Origin of the sequence: Winogradskyella poriferorum, assembly GCF_050618035.1 — a bacterium.
GTDB lineage: Bacteria > Bacteroidota > Bacteroidia > Flavobacteriales > Flavobacteriaceae > Winogradskyella > Winogradskyella poriferorum_A.
This window is the reverse complement of sequence record NZ_JBODPY010000007.1, coordinates 1-15192: the sequence shown is the minus strand read 5'-3', so window position 1 is coordinate 15192 and position 15192 is coordinate 1. Positions and strand designations below refer to the sequence as shown.

Sequence of the window (15192 nt, the reverse complement as noted above, 5' to 3'; positions counted from 1 at the left end):
TAATGAGCTTACTTAAACATATGGATATGAAAAATGTCTTAAACCTCAAATTTATTATCGCCGTGATGTGTTGCGCCTCAATTGTTGGCTGTAAAAGATCATCTGGCTCTGGTAACGTTGATAGTGCTACCGGATGGAAAATCAACGACAAGCAAGGTGGTTTTCAATACAACACAAGTTACAAAGAACAAGAAACACCTCAAGGTACTGTTTTTATAGAAGGTGGTACATTTACAATGGGTAAAGTACAGGATGACCCTTTGCACGATTGGAATAATTCTCCAAATCAGCAACACATCCAATCTTTCTATATGGATGAAGCAGAGGTAACAAACCTTAACTATTTGTTCTATTTAGATTATTTAAAGCGAGTATATCCACCAGATGATCCAAACTATGCTTTAATTTATAAGGGTGCCCTTCCAGATACATTGGTATGGAGAAACCGTTTAGGTTATAATGAAATGATGACTGAAAATTATTTACGTCATCCTGGTTATGCAAATTATCCTGTGGTAGGTGTAAGTTGGATTCAAGCTGTTGAATATGCAAATTGGAGAACAAACCGTGTTGCAGAATCAGCTTTACAAGAATCAGGATACATTAAGCGTGATGCACAGTATACTGATTTAAGTGCTGAAAGTACATTTGACGTAGATACTTATATCAACGCTCCTTCTCAAACTTATGGTGGTAACGAAGAAGTATTGCAAGGTGGAAGACGTAAGCAACAAACAGATGCTGACGGAAATCCAATCAACTCATATGCTAACAGAGAAACTGGATTAATCCCAGTAAGCTATCGACTTCCAACTGAAGCAGAATGGGAGTATGCGGCACTTGGGATGAGCGAGTTAAGAAGTTATAACGTATATAGAGGACGTAAAAAATATCCATGGGATGGTCAGTACACAAGATCAGGGAAGCGTGTAAATCGCGGTGATCAGTTGGCTAACTTCAAACAAGGTAAGGGTGATTATGGTGGAATTGCAGGCTGGTCTGATGATGGTGCGGATATTACTGCTGAAGTTAAATCTTACCAAGCAAACGATTATGGCCTTTATGATATGGCTGGTAATGTTGCTGAATGGGTAGCTGATGTTTACAGACCTATCGTAGATGACGAGTTTAATGATTTCAACTATTATAGAGGTAATGTCTACACTAAAAATGCTCTGAATGAAGATGGAACAGTTAAAATTGTTACAGTTGATGAAATCGTTTATGATACCTTAAGTAATGGTAAAATTATTGCTAGAAACCTTCCAGGTGAAATAGCTAAAGTACCTGTTGACGATGAAGAGACTTACCTAAGAACTCAATTCGATAAAAGTGACAACAGAAACTTTAGAGATGGAGATAAGCGTTCTTCTCGTTATTACAGAGAAAGTTTTGATGAAGAAAGAGAAGAAGATGTTGATCTAACAAGAAAAATGTATAACTCTCCTAAGCACAAAGTAGAATTGGATTCTGCAGGTGGTAAAATGATGAGAGAATATGACAAATCTAACACTCGAACTTCACTAATAAATGACGAAGTTAGAGTTTACAAAGGAGGTTCTTGGAGAGACAGAGCGTATTGGATTGATCCAGCACAACGTCGCTACTTCCCACAAGATATGGCAACAGACTATATCGGATTTAGATGTGCCGTTTCAAGAGTTGGTTCTAAATCTCAGAACAAAAGCAAAAGACGTAACTAGTCGATTTAAATAATTAATAAAAGTCCTGATGAAATTCATCAGGACTTTTTTATTTTTAGGCTATGGAAATTGAAGCGATTTACAGCAAGTTTTTAGAAGCCAATAATCTTACTACAGATACACGAAAACTTAGTGAAGGCTCTATGTATGTTGCCCTTAAGGGTGAAAATTTTGATGGTAATCGTTTTGTAAAAGACGCTTTTGAAAAAGGAGCCAAATACTGTATTGTTGATGATCCTAATGCATGTATAAATTCTAACTGCATGTTAGTAAAAAACTCGCTAGAAACATTACAAGCACTAGCAAGACATCACAGGCATCAATTTCAATTTCCAATTATAGGACTAACTGGCAGTAACGGTAAAACAACTACCAAAGAACTCATTTATGCCGTATTATCTACAACTTATAAGGTTAAGGCAACAAAAGGAAATCTCAATAATCATATTGGAGTCCCTCTAACACTTCTTGAATTTCCTTTAGACTTAGATTTTGGTATAGTTGAAATGGGCGCTAACCATCAAAAGGAAATAGAATTTTTAAGTCATATATCACAACCCGATTATGGTTTAATCACCAACTTCGGGAAAGCACACCTCGAAGGATTTGGCGGAGTTGAAGGTGTAATAAAAGGTAAATCTGAATTGTATGATTTTGTTAGGTCAAACAATAAAACTGCATTTATAAATGGAGATGACCCTAAACAAATTAAACAAATCGGTACTTACAGTAATACAGTAGTGTTTGGTTCAAATGAGGAAAATGATTGTGTCATCGAATTCATAGATGCCAAACCATTTGTAAAAATACGGTATAATAATACTGAAATTAACAGCCAGTTAATCGGTACTTATAATTTTGGAAATATAGCTGTTGCAACTGCGATTGGTCATCATTTTAAAATTAGCACTGATAACATAAAAGCAGGCATAGAAAATTATGTGCCAGAAAATAACCGATCACAAATTATTAAAAAGGGAAGTTTAGAAATTATTCTTGATGCCTACAATGCAAATCCTAGTAGCATGCTTGGTGCACTCACAAATTTTAGACAAATTGAATCAGATACGAAGTATTTATTTCTAGGAGATATGTTTGAATTGGGTGATGAAGCAATTGTAGAACATCAAAATATTATTGATTTTGCTGAACAAAACTTTTCAAAAAACATCTTCTTAATTGGAGAAAATTTCTATCGATCTAAAACAAAGCCTACTACTCAAAAATTCAAAACTTTTCAAGATCTTATACCTCAACTAAAATCTCACCACATAGAAAATGCCACATTACTTATTAAAGGCTCTCGAGGAATGGCATTAGAGCGTATATTAGAGTTTATTAATTAGAATCAATTGTGGTTCATACTGGATTAAAATTATTGATCCAGAATAAACACATTTCTGCAAATAAAAAAATCCAAACTTTCGTTTGGATATTCAGTTTGATGTGGGTCATACTGGATTCGAACCAGTGACTTCTACCCTGTCAAGGTAACACTCTAAACCAACTGAGTTAATGACCCATTTTATTAAAACCAAAAAAGTCCACATCTCTGTGAACTTTTGTGGGCGCGAAGGGATTCGAACCCCTGACCCCTTGGGTGTAAACCAAGTGCTCTGAACCAACTGAGCTACGCGCCCGATAATTGGATTGCAAATATAGATTAGTTTTTAATATCTCAAAAGGAATTAACCAAAAAAATTAAATAATTTCAGCCACTACAAAGGTACTTCCGCCAACAAAGATTAGGTCGTTTCTAGAAGCTTTTGTCTTAGCCTCATTTAAGGCCTCATTCACAGATTCAAAAGAAGTTGATTTAAAACCCGAAGCATCAAATTTATTTTTAAGATGATGAGTTGCCATTCCCCTTATGACATTTGGTTTACACAAATAATAATGCGCTTCTTTTGGGAGTAATGTCAATATTGTTGACAGATCTTTATCCTTAACCACTCCAAATACAATATGAAGATTCTCAAAAGATTCCTGTAACAGTTGGGTGATTACATAGCGTAGTCCTTCTTTATTATGTGCTGTATCACAAATTAGTTTTGGATTTTGACTTAAAACTTGCCATCTACCAATTAACCCAGTATTCCTAGACACATTGGTCAAACCACTTTTTAATTGCTTCTGTGTAATACGGTAACCTAGTTTATTTAAGATTTTACTCGCCAATTGAGCGGATTTAATATTCTTGTTCTGGTAACTACCTTTTAAATCACTCTCATAGGGCACTTCAATTTCTTTATCAGCATAGTAGATTTTACAATTATTCTCTTTTGCTTTAGCCTCAAAAACATGCGTAATTTCTGGTTGGGTTTCACCAATTATAACAGGAACATTAGCTTTTATAATGCCAGCTTTCTCTTTGGCAATAGCTTCTAAAGTATTACCTAAAAATTGCATATGGTCAAATCCAATATTTGTAATTAAAGAGAGCTCTGGTGTAATAATATTTGTGGAGTCTAATCGACCACCCATACCGACTTCAATCACAGAAATATCAACTTTTTTCCTTGCAAAATAGGTAAATGCCATACCTACTGTCATTTCAAAAAAAGACAATTGGTTCTGCTTAAAAAACTCTTGATTACGTCTTATAAAACCAATAACAAATTGTTTACTTATCGGTTCACCATTAATTCTAATCCGTTCTCTAAAGTCCTTTAAATGTGGTGAGGTATACAAGCCAACTTTATAACCCGCTTCTTGTAAAACAGAAGCAATCATATGGCTTGTTGATCCTTTGCCATTGGTACCAGCCACATGTAACGATTTAAATTTTAGTTCTGGATTTTTTAAGTGCTTTGCAAGTTTAAGTGTATTGTCGAGGTCAGCTTTATAGGCTGTTTTACCCTGATTTTGATACATGGGCAATTGCTTAAACATCCATGCTACCGTATCTTGATAATTCATTGCTATTGACCCAAATCGAAATTTATACTTACGAATCCGATTTGCTTTGCTGGTGCATTAGGATCTGCTGGCCATCTATGAGACTTTGCTATTTTACGTGCTGGTTCTAATAAGCAAGGATGCGTATTAGTGGTACCTTTTATTCCTGGTTCAGCTTTAACCACTTGGCCACTTCTATTAACTTCTATTTTAACCACCACTAAACCATATTCATTACAGTCTTGTTTAAATATTTGTCTAGATGGTTTACCACGACCTCCCAAGCCGTACCCAACACCGCCTTTACCAGGACCTGAACCACCAAAATAGCTCGGTGCATACGGATCACCATTTAATTGTCCTTTATTACCAGGTCTATTATCAGGACCTTCACCTCCATCATCTGGACCATCTGAATTTTTAACACCTCCAATTAAGTTATCTAATTTCTTGCGCTTTTCGGCCTCTTCTCTTCGCTTTCTTTCCTCTGCTTCTCGCTTTAGTCTTTCGACACGCTCAGCCTCTGCCTTGGCCTTTGCTTCAGCTTCTTTCTGCTTTCTTATGGCGATCTCCTCAGCATTTTCTGCTGTAATAAAATCTTCGCTCTTAGATTCAGATTTTGTTGGTTGAGTCTCAGAAGGCTCTGGCTTAGATTCTTGTATTTGCTCTTTTACAGCTTTTTTTGGTTGACTTAGAGGACGATTACCACTACCAAAGTCAGTCGTACCAAAATTTACAGCAACACCATATTCTTCAGGTGGATCTAGATACTGTGGCCCAACAACAAATAGCAATAAAACAAGTATAACAGTTATAAGTCCTGTTATTCTAGCGGAATTACGTTCGTGTTTTGTTTCTAAGTACTTCACCTTAATCGTTTACTAAGACGGTTTCAAAAATAGTGCCGTTTAATTAGGTTTAACAGCTAATATGACTTTGAATTTATTTCTATTGGCAATGTCCATAACCTTTACCACATTTTCTACAGGAACAGATTTTTCAGCTCTAAGCACTATGGTTGGTTTTTCTTGGTCTGACAATGCTGATATAAGTTCACTTTCTAACATACTTTCACCAACACGTCGTTGATCGATATAGTACGTCAAATCTTTCTTAATACTAACTGCCGTAGATCTTTTATTTTCAGTTTTACCACTAGCCTTTGGCAAAATAATATCTATAGCATTAGTGGTTACAAGCGTTGAGGCTATCATAAAAAATATGAGCAACAGAAATACAATATCTGTCATCGAAGCCATATTAAACTCTGGGGTAACCTTATTTCTTCCTCTAATATTCATATTAGATTGGCTCGTTAAGATGATCTAAAAATTCAACAGAGTTAGCTTCCATCTGGTAAACAACTTTATTTGTCTTAACTACTATATGGTTATAAGCCACATATGCAATAATACCAACAATAAGTCCTCCTACTGTTGTAGTCATAGCGGTGTAAAGTCCACTAGCAAGTACATCCATTTGTATGGTCCCACCAGCATTTGCCAATTCAAAAATGGAAAGTATCATACCAACAACAGTCCCTAAAAAACCTATCATAGGAGCTACACCAGAAATGGTAGCCAATATGCTAACATTCTTTTCTAAACTGTAAATTTCTAAGCGACCAGCATTCTCAATTGCTGTATTGATATCCTCTAAAGGTTTACCAATACGGGTAATACCTTTGGATATTAGTCTTGATACAGGTGAATTTATCTGAGCACAAAGCATCTGTGCAGAATCAATCTTACCATTACTGACATGGTCCTTTATTTGATTCATGAAATTTGAATCGACCTTTGACGCTGCTTTAATAGCAAAAATGCGTTCAAAGTAAATGTACGTAGCCACTATTAATAATAAGAATAAAATTAAGATGATTACCATACCAGACGTTCCTCCACTGGTAATAAGCTCGATTATTGATAAGGTTTTTTCTACTGATTCGCCATCAACCAATAATTCAGCGTCATCCTGAATATTACTGAGTAATATCATACCGTAATGTTTAAGTTTTAAAAGTTCTTGTTAGCTATAACGTTAAGTTTTTCACTTAAGTATATTAGAAAAGTGCTCTTGTTCCCATAAAGGCGATAGCACCAGCAATAAATCCTACGAGTGCCAACCATGAGATTTTCTTAAGATACCAGAAAAAGTCAATTTTTTCCATTCCCATGGCTACAACACCAGCTGCAGATCCTATAATCAACATACTTCCACCAGTTCCAGCAGAGTAGGCAATGAAATGCCATAGTTGGTTATCGAGTGGTTCAGAAAACATCCCTAAACTAGCAGCAACTAATGGTACATTATCAATAACTGCCGATCCGACTCCTAAAAGAAGAACAACAAGATCAGAAACTACCGTACCCGAAGGCTCTGTTCCAATTAAACCTATATTCTCTTTCAAGCCGTCGGCAAAGCCAAATAGAATACCTAAAGATTCTAAAGCTGCTACGGCCATTAATATTCCTAAAAAGAACAAAATACTTGGTAATTCAATTTTTGATAATGAATAATGAACCGGACTGTGGCTCCCGTGCTCATGATGATCATCGATATGAGCTGTAGATATGGCGAACTTTGAATTACTATAAATCTCAGCAAAAATTGCAACAACACCCAGCGATAACATCATCCCAACATAAGGTGGTAAATGTGTTATCACCTTAAAGAAGGGTACGAATACAATGGCACCCAATCCTAAGAATAGCATTGTAGAGCTAAACTTATTCTTTGGCTTATCATCATCTCCTTGCAGTTCTAAATCACCTTTAAACGCTGGTAACAAAGAGGCTATAAATGTTGGCACAACCATACATAGCAATGATGGTATAAATAAATATAGGAATAGATTCAATGTTGATACTTTATCTCCAATCCATAACATTGTTGTGGTAACGTCACCAATTGGTGACCAAGCACCTCCAGCATTTGCAGCAATAATTATTAAACCTGCATACCAAATCCTTACATCTCTGTCTTTTACAATCTTTTGAAGTATAGAAATTAAAACAATAGTAGCAGTTAAATTGTCTATAATAGCAGATAGAACAAATGCCAATGCAGAAAACATCCAAAGTAGTTTCTTCCGACTATTAAAATTAACTGCCGATTTTATCGTAGAAAATCCATCGAAATAATCAATAATCTCAACGATAGTCATCGCTCCAAGTAAAAAGACTAGAATTTCAGCAGTTTTCCCAAGATGATGGAGGAGTGTTTCTTCCATCAAATGCATTTTCTCTTCATGTCCTAATGCACCAAAATTCTCCATTAAACTATGCTTGGTAGAATCGAACCATTGCGAAAAATCATCAATACCTAAAGAAATAAGTGCCCAGCTGATTGCCATCATAACCAGTGCGGGAATTAATTTATCTATTTTGATATTGTGCTCTAATGTAATGGCTAAATAGCCACCAATAAATACAAGAATTATAACGGTTTCCATACTACTTGGATATTTAAATTAATTGTCTTAATGCTATTTCAAATGCAGTTTCACTAATACCTCTTTGGTTCGGATTAATTTTTTTAACTTCTTTTAAAGCCTTTCGAATCACCTTAGAAGTATCTTTAAAAATGGCTTCATCAGTCATTTGCACTTTTCTTTCCATAAAATACGCAAAAACTCGCGCCATTCCACAATTTGAAATAAAATCTGGTATTAAACTTACTTTTTGGTCGGTATGTTCCATTATCGGTCCAAAGAAAATCTCTTTGTCTGCAAAAGGTACATTTGCACCACAAGTAATTACTTCTAATCCGGTATCAATCATTTGATCAATCTGATCTTTTGTTACTAATCGTGATGCCGCACATGGTGCAAAAACTTCTGTTTTTAAGGACCATATGAGCTCATTTATTTCTTCAAAAGGTATTAATTTTTCAGCAACTAACGTGTTACCATTTTTATTTAGATACAACTCGGTGATTTCCTTTAATGAATAGCCATCTGGATTTATTAATCCTCCAACACGATCTATAATGCCAACTATTTTGGCTCCCATTTGACCAAAATAAAATGCTGCAGCGGCTCCTACGTTACCAAATCCCTGAACAACAACACGCTTACCTTTTATAGAAGATCCACTTAATTCATAAAAATGTTTAGCTGCGATGGCCACACCATAACCGGTTATCATATCGGCAACTGTATATTTTCTTGAAACATCTGGAGAATACTTAGGATTTTCAATAACCTTGATTACACCATGCCTAAGCTGGCCAATACGATTGATTTTATCAGCTTGCGTAGGTTTAAAATGACCTTCAAACACCCCTTCTTGAGGGTGCCAAACACCACTTTCTTCTGTAATTGGAATTACCTCATGAATCTCATCCACATTAAGATCACCACCTGTACCATAGTAACTCTTAAGTAATGGAGAAACGGCTTGATACCAACGTTCTAACACACCTTTTTTTCGTGGGTCACTAGGATCAAAATTTATCCCAGATTTTGCACCTCCAATTAAAGGACCTGAAACTGTAAACTTTACTTCCATGGTTTTTGCCAAGGAGAGGACTTCATTCATATCTAAGCCCTTACGCATTCTTGTACCACCTCCAGCAGCACCTCCACGTAATGAATTTATAACAGTCCAACCTTCTGCATCGGTTTCGGGATCATTCCAGTGAAATACGATTTCAGGCGATTTTTCCTCGTATTTCTTAAGTAGTTCCTTTATCAAATTAAATTGTTTAGTTAGTTGTAACAAATATAAAAAACAATAAAAGCTGGAAGATTAAATAACAATTAAATTTCCTTTATGGTTTCATAATTTTCCCAGACGAATGATCTTTAGATGCTCCTGTTACACTAGCTAAACAATTGATCTCTTGTCTTTCCTTTAGGACACCTAAAAATCCAAAAATAAGTGCTTCCTTAAACTCAATAATATTTTTTTTGGGTATAATAATGTTGGCTTTTGATAAGACCTTAATTCTAGAAATAAGAAAATCATTATAGGCTCCACCACCAGTAATTAAAACATCCTTATTAGAATCATCTAATACAGTCGCAATTTGATGGGCGATATGCTCAACAAAAGTCCTTAGTATATCCTCTAACTTAAGTTTGTATTTATCTATCAATGGGAATACCTTATCCCTAACCCATTCAAGACCCAAGGACTTTGGATGCTTCATACTATAGAAAGGCAGGTTATTTAGATCTTTCAATAATTCATTATTTATAGATCCTTTGGCAGCAAGTTCACCGTTATGATCATAGTCCAACCCTATTTGAGCAACGTAATGATTTAGAACAATATTTACGGGACAGATGTCATAGGCCAGTCTTTCTCTCCCATTATTAAATGAAATATTAGAAAACCCACCAAGATTAAGGCAATAATCTATTTCATTAAATAATAACTCATCACCAATCGGCACTAATGGTGCGCCTTGTCCGCCAAGTTCAACATCTTGCACCCTGTAATCACAGATTACTTTTAGCCCAATTTTATCTGCAAAAACTTGTTTATTTCCTATTTGATAGGTTAAACCAACTTCTGGTTTGTGAAGTGCTGTATGACCGTGAGACGCAATAAAATCAATATTGTCAATTGCGTTTTCATGGATAAATTGATAGACAATTCTTCCTAAATACTCAGAGTAGGACTCGTCAACTTCTATTAAATCTTGTAAATCTAGGTAGATTAACGACTTTAATTTTTGTCGCCAATATTCACTATAAGGTATAGTCTCAGCCTTAATAATTTCAAAGGACCAACCGTCTGAAAATTCAAATTTTACCTGTACGATATCTATACCATCCAAAGAAGTGCCAGACATCACTCCTATAACATTATAACATGCCTTTAACATATTAGTAAAAATACTGTTAGTTATTGAAAAAACAGCAAATAACAGTTATCTTTGCATCAAATTTTTATCATATTAATAATATTTTAGATATATGGACTTTAGCTTAACCGAAGAGCATTTAATGATACGCGACGCCGCACGCGATTTTGCTAGAACAGAATTATTACCTGGAGTTATCGAAAGAGATGAAAAACAGGTGTTTCCTGATGAATTGGTAAAGAAAATGGGAGACCTTGGTTTTATGGGAATTATGGTTGATCCAAAATATGGCGGAAGTGGTATGGACACAATTTCATATGTGTTAATAATGGAAGAACTTTCTAAAATTGATGCTTCAGCTTCTGTAATAGTATCTGTTAATAATTCACTCGTCTGTTATGGTCTGGAGAAATATGGAACTGAAGAGCAAAAACAAAAATATCTTACCAAGCTTGCAACTGGCGAATTTGTTGGAGCCTTTTGTCTTAGCGAACCAGAAGCAGGTAGTGATGCCACATCACAAAAAACCACTGCAATAGATATGGGTGACCATTATATTATAAATGGTACCAAAAACTGGATTACTAATGGTGGACGCTCTGATGTATATTTAGTTATCGCACAAACAGATAGAGAAAAAGGTCATCGTGGAATAAACGCGTTTATCGTAGAAAAAGGAACTCCTGGATTTGATATTGGACCGAAAGAAGATAAACTAGGAATTCGTGGTAGTGATACGCATACATTGCAATTCAACGACGTAAAAGTTCCTAAAGAAAATAGAATCGGAGAGGATGGATTTGGATTTAAGTTTGCAATGAAAACATTATCTGGAGGGCGCATTGGTATTGCATCTCAAGCCTTAGGTATTGCCTCAGGAGCTTATGAATTAGCTCTCGATTACTCTAAAGTAAGAAAAGCGTTTGGTACAGAAATATGTAATCATCAAGCCATTGCATTTAAATTGGCTGATATGTATACGGAAATAGAAGCAGCGCGTCACTTGGTAATGAAAGCAGCTTGGGAAAAAGATCAAGGTCTAAATCATGATATGTCTAGTGCTATGGCTAAACTTTACGCTTCTAAAGTAGCAATGGAACAAACTGTAGAAGCAGTACAAATACATGGAGGTAATGGTTTTGTAAAAGAATATCATGTTGAACGCTTGATGCGTGATGCAAAAATCACTCAGATATATGAAGGTACTTCAGAGATTCAAAAAATTGTAATCTCAAGAGGAGTAATCAAAGGTTAAAAAACTAAAAAAGTATTATCCAAGAAACAAAAAGTCCAAGTGTCAACTTGGATTTTTTGTTTTTATCCATTAAGTAATGCATAAACCTGATTTGCGATTTCTAGTTCTTCATTAGTGGGTATAACTAGAATTTTTATAATTGACTTTTCTGAATTTATTTCTCTAGGGTCATTAGATTTTTGTTTGTTCTTTATAGGGTTTAAATAAATTCCAAAAGTACCCATATTTCTACATACCATTTCTCGTATTAATTGAGAATTCTCACCGATTCCTGCAGTAAAAACAATGGCATCTAGTCCATTCATGGATGCGATATAGGATCCTATATACTTTTTTATGCGATAGGCATTCATTTCTAAGGCAAGCAGACAATCTACATCTCCTTTATTTGCTTGTGATTCTATTTCACGTAAATCACTATATCCAGTCAGACCCAACATACCACTCTCTTTTTGTAAAATGGTATTTACTTGACTGAGATCATAACCTAAAGTATTAACGAGATAGAATATCAAGGAATGATCGATATCACCAGAGCGCGTTCCCATAATTAATCCATTAACTGGTGTAAAGCCTAAACTATGGTCTATACTTTTTCCATCTCTAACAGCGGTCATACTGCACCCGTTGCCCAAATGAATTGTAATAATCTTTGAATCCATTTTATTGAGCATATCAATTGCCTTTTCAGAAACATATTTATGGCTTGTACCATGAAATCCGTACAGACGCACCTTATGTTTATCTAAAAACGTATTGGGAATAGCGTACTTATAGGCCTTTTCAGGAATGCTTTGATGAAATGCTGTGTCAAATACAGCAATTTGAGGCGCATTCACAAATATAGTTTCAGCTAATTCAATACCCTCTAAATTGGCTGGGTTATGCAGAGGTGCCAAAACAGATAACTTTTTTATTCGATCCTTAATAGCACTATTGATCAGAACAGTATCTTTAAAATCGCTCCCTCCGTGTACTACTCTATGCCCGACAGCTTTAATATCATTAACATCCGAAATCACACCATGGTCTTTATCTAAAATGACATCAACTATGACAGTTAATGCGGTACTATGATTAGTAGCCAGTATGGACTTTTTAATAACTAATTTATCTGATTGATGTTTTAATATAGAATCTGATAAACCAATTCGTTCAACAGACCCTGAACAGATAACTAATTTCTCTGGCATTGAGAAAATTTGATATTTAATTGAAGAACTACCAGAGTTTAAAACCAGAACTTTCATAATCGCCACTATTTATCCTGAGCTTGAATTGCAGTTATTATAACTGTATTTATAATATCTTCTACGGTACATCCTCGACTTAAATCGTTAATAGGTTTATTGAGGCCTTGTAGAACTGGCCCAATCGCAAGGGCACCTGTTTCTCTTTGTACTGCCTTATAAGTATTATTACCAGTATTTAGATCTGGAAAAATTAAAACACTTGCATCACCTGCTACTTCAGAATTAGGTATTTTTTTCTTGCCTACGGTTGGATCTACGGCAGCATCATACTGTATTGGTCCTTCAATTTTCAAATCTGGTCTTTTTTGCTTTACCAAGGCTGTGGCATTTTTAACTGTTTCAACATCTTCACCTTGACCAGATGTTCCCGAAGAATATGATAACATAGCAATTTTGGGATCTATTCCGAAGGCCATACTAGTATCTGCAGATGAAATCGCAATCTCAGCCAGCTGGTCTTCAGTTGGATTAGGATTAATTGCACAGTCACCATAAACAGTTACCCTATCCTCAAGACACATAAAAAAGATTGAGGACACAACAGAAAATCCTGGTTTTGTTTTTACAAATTGTAATGCAGGGCGAATGGTATGCTGCGTAGTATGTGCTGCGCCAGAGACCATTCCATCTGCTAATTCTTTATAAACCATCATAGTTCCAAAATAAGAAACATCCTTTATTAAATCTTCCGCCATGGCAGGACTTAATCCTTTATGTTTTCTCAATTCAAAAAGTGTTTGACTGAACTCATTAATGAACTCGGAACTACTAGGATCAATAATGGACAAATTATCAAAATCTATAGCAATGTTTAATCGTTCACAAGCTGATTGAATTTTATTATAATCTCCTAGGATTGTCAGATCCAGAATGTTTAATTCTTGTAACTTCGATGCTGCAATCAGTATGCGATCATCAGTCCCTTCAGGAAGGACTATATGTTTGCGCGTTTGCGACGCTCTTTTTACCAAATAATATTGAAACATTCTAGGGGTCATAATTTTACTGACCTCTATAGATTCAACATGCTCCATTAAACGTTCAACATCAACATGTTTTTCAAATACTTCTATAGAAGTTTTAATCTTTTCAATATTGGTAGCATAAATATGCGATCTAACATTTGTAAGCTTAGATGCGATATTAAAAGTTGGTTCTGCAACTTTAAGAATAGGAATAATTTTTTCTAGACCTTTAATTAATTTTGTAATTGAAGGTGATAGCTTCATACTTCCACTCAATATGACGCCTGCAATACTTGGGTAGTTTGAAGATATATGCGCTTGTAGAGTACCCATCAATATATCTTCTCGATCAGCTGGAGTTATTATTACAGAATCTTCAGTAAGATGCTCTAAAAAATGCTGAAGTTGCATGGCACCTATTTCAATTTCTCCTGTTGGTCGATCCAATAAATCCTCTCCAAAGAGTATTTCTGCATTTGTAAAGGCAGCCAATTCTTTTAATGTAGGGTTCTTTAATTTATAATTTACAGGTATAACATTTGTAACGACACTCTTAGGCATCATTTGGATCAACTTGTTTGTTAAAACCGGAACATCTTCTTTTTTAGCCTTATTCGCTATTACAGCAATAACATTAACCTCTTTCTGTCTAAAGGAATCATAGGTTAGATTTAAGTTATCAATAAAGTCACTGGTAGTTAGATCTAGGGCATTAGAAATTAAAATTACAGGTAACCCCAAATTTTTTGCAATCAAAATGTTTAAATCGAGTTCAATAATTGAACTTAAATCAGAAAAATCACTACCCTCAACAAGTACAAAATCAAATTGTTCTTCTAACTTCTTGTATTTGGAAATTATTTTATTAAGTACAATATCTTTTTGATCATTTTTGTTCCACTTCTTTATGAGTTTAGAAATTGTATAACCATAGGCATCTTCATAATCTATATTCATTGAAAAATGTGAAAGTACAGTACGAATATGATTGTCCTCTTTATGGACAGTATCATCAATAACAGGCCTAAAATATCCCACACTCGGCTTATGCCTTAGCAATGCATTTATAAGTCCTAACGTTAAAATAGACTTTCCACTTTCGGAATCATTTGAGGCTATATAGATGGCTTTATTCATTTGGAACTCTACGGTTTTATATGAAGAATTGTATCTGTTTTAATTTAGAGAAATAAAAGTAATACAGATTTTATAAAAACACTTCTTTAAGTTCCATTAATAACCATTTATAACAAAAAAAGCCCTAAGCTAAAAAGCAAAGGGCTTCAAAAAAGGCGGCGACCTAC

The 15192-nt window shown here is 35.0% G+C and carries 12 protein-coding genes and 2 tRNA genes; 3 read left to right on the top strand and 11 right to left on the bottom strand.

Annotated elements, in window-relative coordinates:
• Nucleotides 1–20: 20 nt before the first annotated feature.
• Both gldJ and ACRHOC_RS13500 read left to right on the top strand, forming a co-directional pair.
• The gene (gldJ, locus tag ACRHOC_RS13505; protein ID WP_431159274.1) at nt 21–1703 is read left to right on the top strand and encodes a gliding motility lipoprotein GldJ; all 1683 of its coding nucleotides are present in this window, start codon (nt 21–23) and stop codon (nt 1701–1703) included.
• A 62-nt stretch (nt 1704–1765) separates the two neighbouring features.
• Nucleotides 1766–3049 carry a UDP-N-acetylmuramoyl-tripeptide--D-alanyl-D-alanine ligase gene (locus ACRHOC_RS13500; protein ID WP_431159176.1) on the top strand — a complete coding sequence of 428 codons (1284 nt, stop codon included), beginning with the start codon at nt 1766–1768 and terminating at the stop codon, nt 3047–3049.
• Between the two features lie 101 nt (nt 3050–3150).
• Here ACRHOC_RS13500 and ACRHOC_RS13495 read toward each other — a convergent pair.
• The 9 genes from ACRHOC_RS13495 to ACRHOC_RS13455 form a co-directional block, all read right to left on the bottom strand.
• Nucleotides 3151–3225: transfer RNA gene (locus tag ACRHOC_RS13495), tRNA-Val, on the bottom strand.
• Between the two features lie 43 nt (nt 3226–3268).
• Nucleotides 3269–3343 (bottom strand) — tRNA-Val (locus ACRHOC_RS13490).
• Between the two features lie 61 nt (nt 3344–3404).
• Nucleotides 3405–4622 carry a bifunctional folylpolyglutamate synthase/dihydrofolate synthase gene (locus tag ACRHOC_RS13485; protein WP_431159175.1) on the bottom strand — a complete coding sequence of 406 codons (1218 nt, stop codon included), beginning with the start codon at nt 4620–4622 and terminating at the stop codon, nt 3405–3407.
• Between the two features lie 2 nt (nt 4623–4624).
• Complete coding sequence (locus ACRHOC_RS13480; RefSeq protein ID WP_431159174.1) at nt 4625–5470, bottom strand: energy transducer TonB; 846 nt, start codon at nt 5468–5470, stop codon at nt 4625–4627.
• A 39-nt stretch (nt 5471–5509) separates the two neighbouring features.
• Nucleotides 5510–5902 (bottom strand): ExbD/TolR family protein, encoded by a 393-nt coding sequence (locus tag ACRHOC_RS13475; RefSeq protein ID WP_431159173.1) that lies wholly within the window; start codon nt 5900–5902, stop codon nt 5510–5512.
• A gap of 1 nt (nt 5903) precedes the next feature.
• A complete protein-coding gene (locus ACRHOC_RS13470) occupies nt 5904–6599 on the bottom strand; it encodes a MotA/TolQ/ExbB proton channel family protein (RefSeq protein WP_431159172.1) in 696 nt (231 codons plus the stop codon).
• 64 nt (nt 6600–6663) lie between these two features.
• Nucleotides 6664–8055, bottom strand: coding sequence for a sodium:proton antiporter NhaD (gene nhaD, locus ACRHOC_RS13465; RefSeq protein ID WP_431159171.1), 1392 nt, complete (start codon nt 8053–8055; stop codon nt 6664–6666).
• A 13-nt stretch (nt 8056–8068) separates the two neighbouring features.
• Nucleotides 8069–9295, bottom strand: coding sequence for a Glu/Leu/Phe/Val dehydrogenase dimerization domain-containing protein (locus ACRHOC_RS13460; protein WP_431159273.1), 1227 nt, complete (start codon nt 9293–9295; stop codon nt 8069–8071).
• 79 nt (nt 9296–9374) lie between these two features.
• Nucleotides 9375–10436, bottom strand: coding sequence for an anhydro-N-acetylmuramic acid kinase (locus ACRHOC_RS13455; protein WP_431159170.1), 1062 nt, complete (start codon nt 10434–10436; stop codon nt 9375–9377).
• A 91-nt stretch (nt 10437–10527) separates the two neighbouring features.
• Here ACRHOC_RS13455 and ACRHOC_RS13450 point away from each other — a divergent pair, with 91 nt between their 5' ends.
• Nucleotides 10528–11670 carry an acyl-CoA dehydrogenase gene (locus ACRHOC_RS13450; protein WP_431159169.1) on the top strand — a complete coding sequence of 381 codons (1143 nt, stop codon included), beginning with the start codon at nt 10528–10530 and terminating at the stop codon, nt 11668–11670.
• A 62-nt stretch (nt 11671–11732) separates the two neighbouring features.
• Here the strand turns inward: ACRHOC_RS13450 and ACRHOC_RS13445 are convergent, their stop codons facing one another.
• On the bottom strand, nt 11733–12920 hold the full coding sequence (locus tag ACRHOC_RS13445; protein ID WP_431159168.1) for an acetate/propionate family kinase: 1188 nt from the start codon (nt 12918–12920) through the stop codon (nt 11733–11735).
• 8 nt (nt 12921–12928) lie between these two features.
• Nucleotides 12929–15025, bottom strand: coding sequence for a phosphate acetyltransferase (gene pta / locus ACRHOC_RS13440; protein ID WP_431159167.1), 2097 nt, complete (start codon nt 15023–15025; stop codon nt 12929–12931).
• Between the last annotated feature and the right edge of the window lie 167 nt (nt 15026–15192).

What these genes read in the sequence shown, in the direction of transcription:
- gldJ (WP_431159274.1), top strand. Translation starts at nt 21, where the DNA reads ATGGATATGAAAAATGTCTTAAACCTCAAATTTATTATCGCCGTGATG.
- ACRHOC_RS13500 (WP_431159176.1), top strand. Translation starts at nt 1,766, where the DNA reads ATGGAAATTGAAGCGATTTACAGCAAGTTTTTAGAAGCCAATAATCTT.
- ACRHOC_RS13485 (WP_431159175.1), bottom strand. Translation starts at nt 4,622, where the DNA reads ATGAATTATCAAGATACGGTAGCATGGATGTTTAAGCAATTGCCCATG.
- ACRHOC_RS13475 (WP_431159173.1), bottom strand. Translation starts at nt 5,902, where the DNA reads ATGAATATTAGAGGAAGAAATAAGGTTACCCCAGAGTTTAATATGGCT.
- ACRHOC_RS13470 (WP_431159172.1), bottom strand. Translation starts at nt 6,599, where the DNA reads ATGATATTACTCAGTAATATTCAGGATGACGCTGAATTATTGGTTGAT.
- nhaD (WP_431159171.1), bottom strand. Translation starts at nt 8,055, where the DNA reads ATGGAAACCGTTATAATTCTTGTATTTATTGGTGGCTATTTAGCCATT.
- ACRHOC_RS13455 (WP_431159170.1), bottom strand. Translation starts at nt 10,436, where the DNA reads ATGTTAAAGGCATGTTATAATGTTATAGGAGTGATGTCTGGCACTTCT.
- ACRHOC_RS13450 (WP_431159169.1), top strand. Translation starts at nt 10,528, where the DNA reads ATGGACTTTAGCTTAACCGAAGAGCATTTAATGATACGCGACGCCGCA.
- ACRHOC_RS13445 (WP_431159168.1), bottom strand. Translation starts at nt 12,920, where the DNA reads ATGAAAGTTCTGGTTTTAAACTCTGGTAGTTCTTCAATTAAATATCAA.
- pta (WP_431159167.1), bottom strand. Translation starts at nt 15,025, where the DNA reads ATGAATAAAGCCATCTATATAGCCTCAAATGATTCCGAAAGTGGAAAG.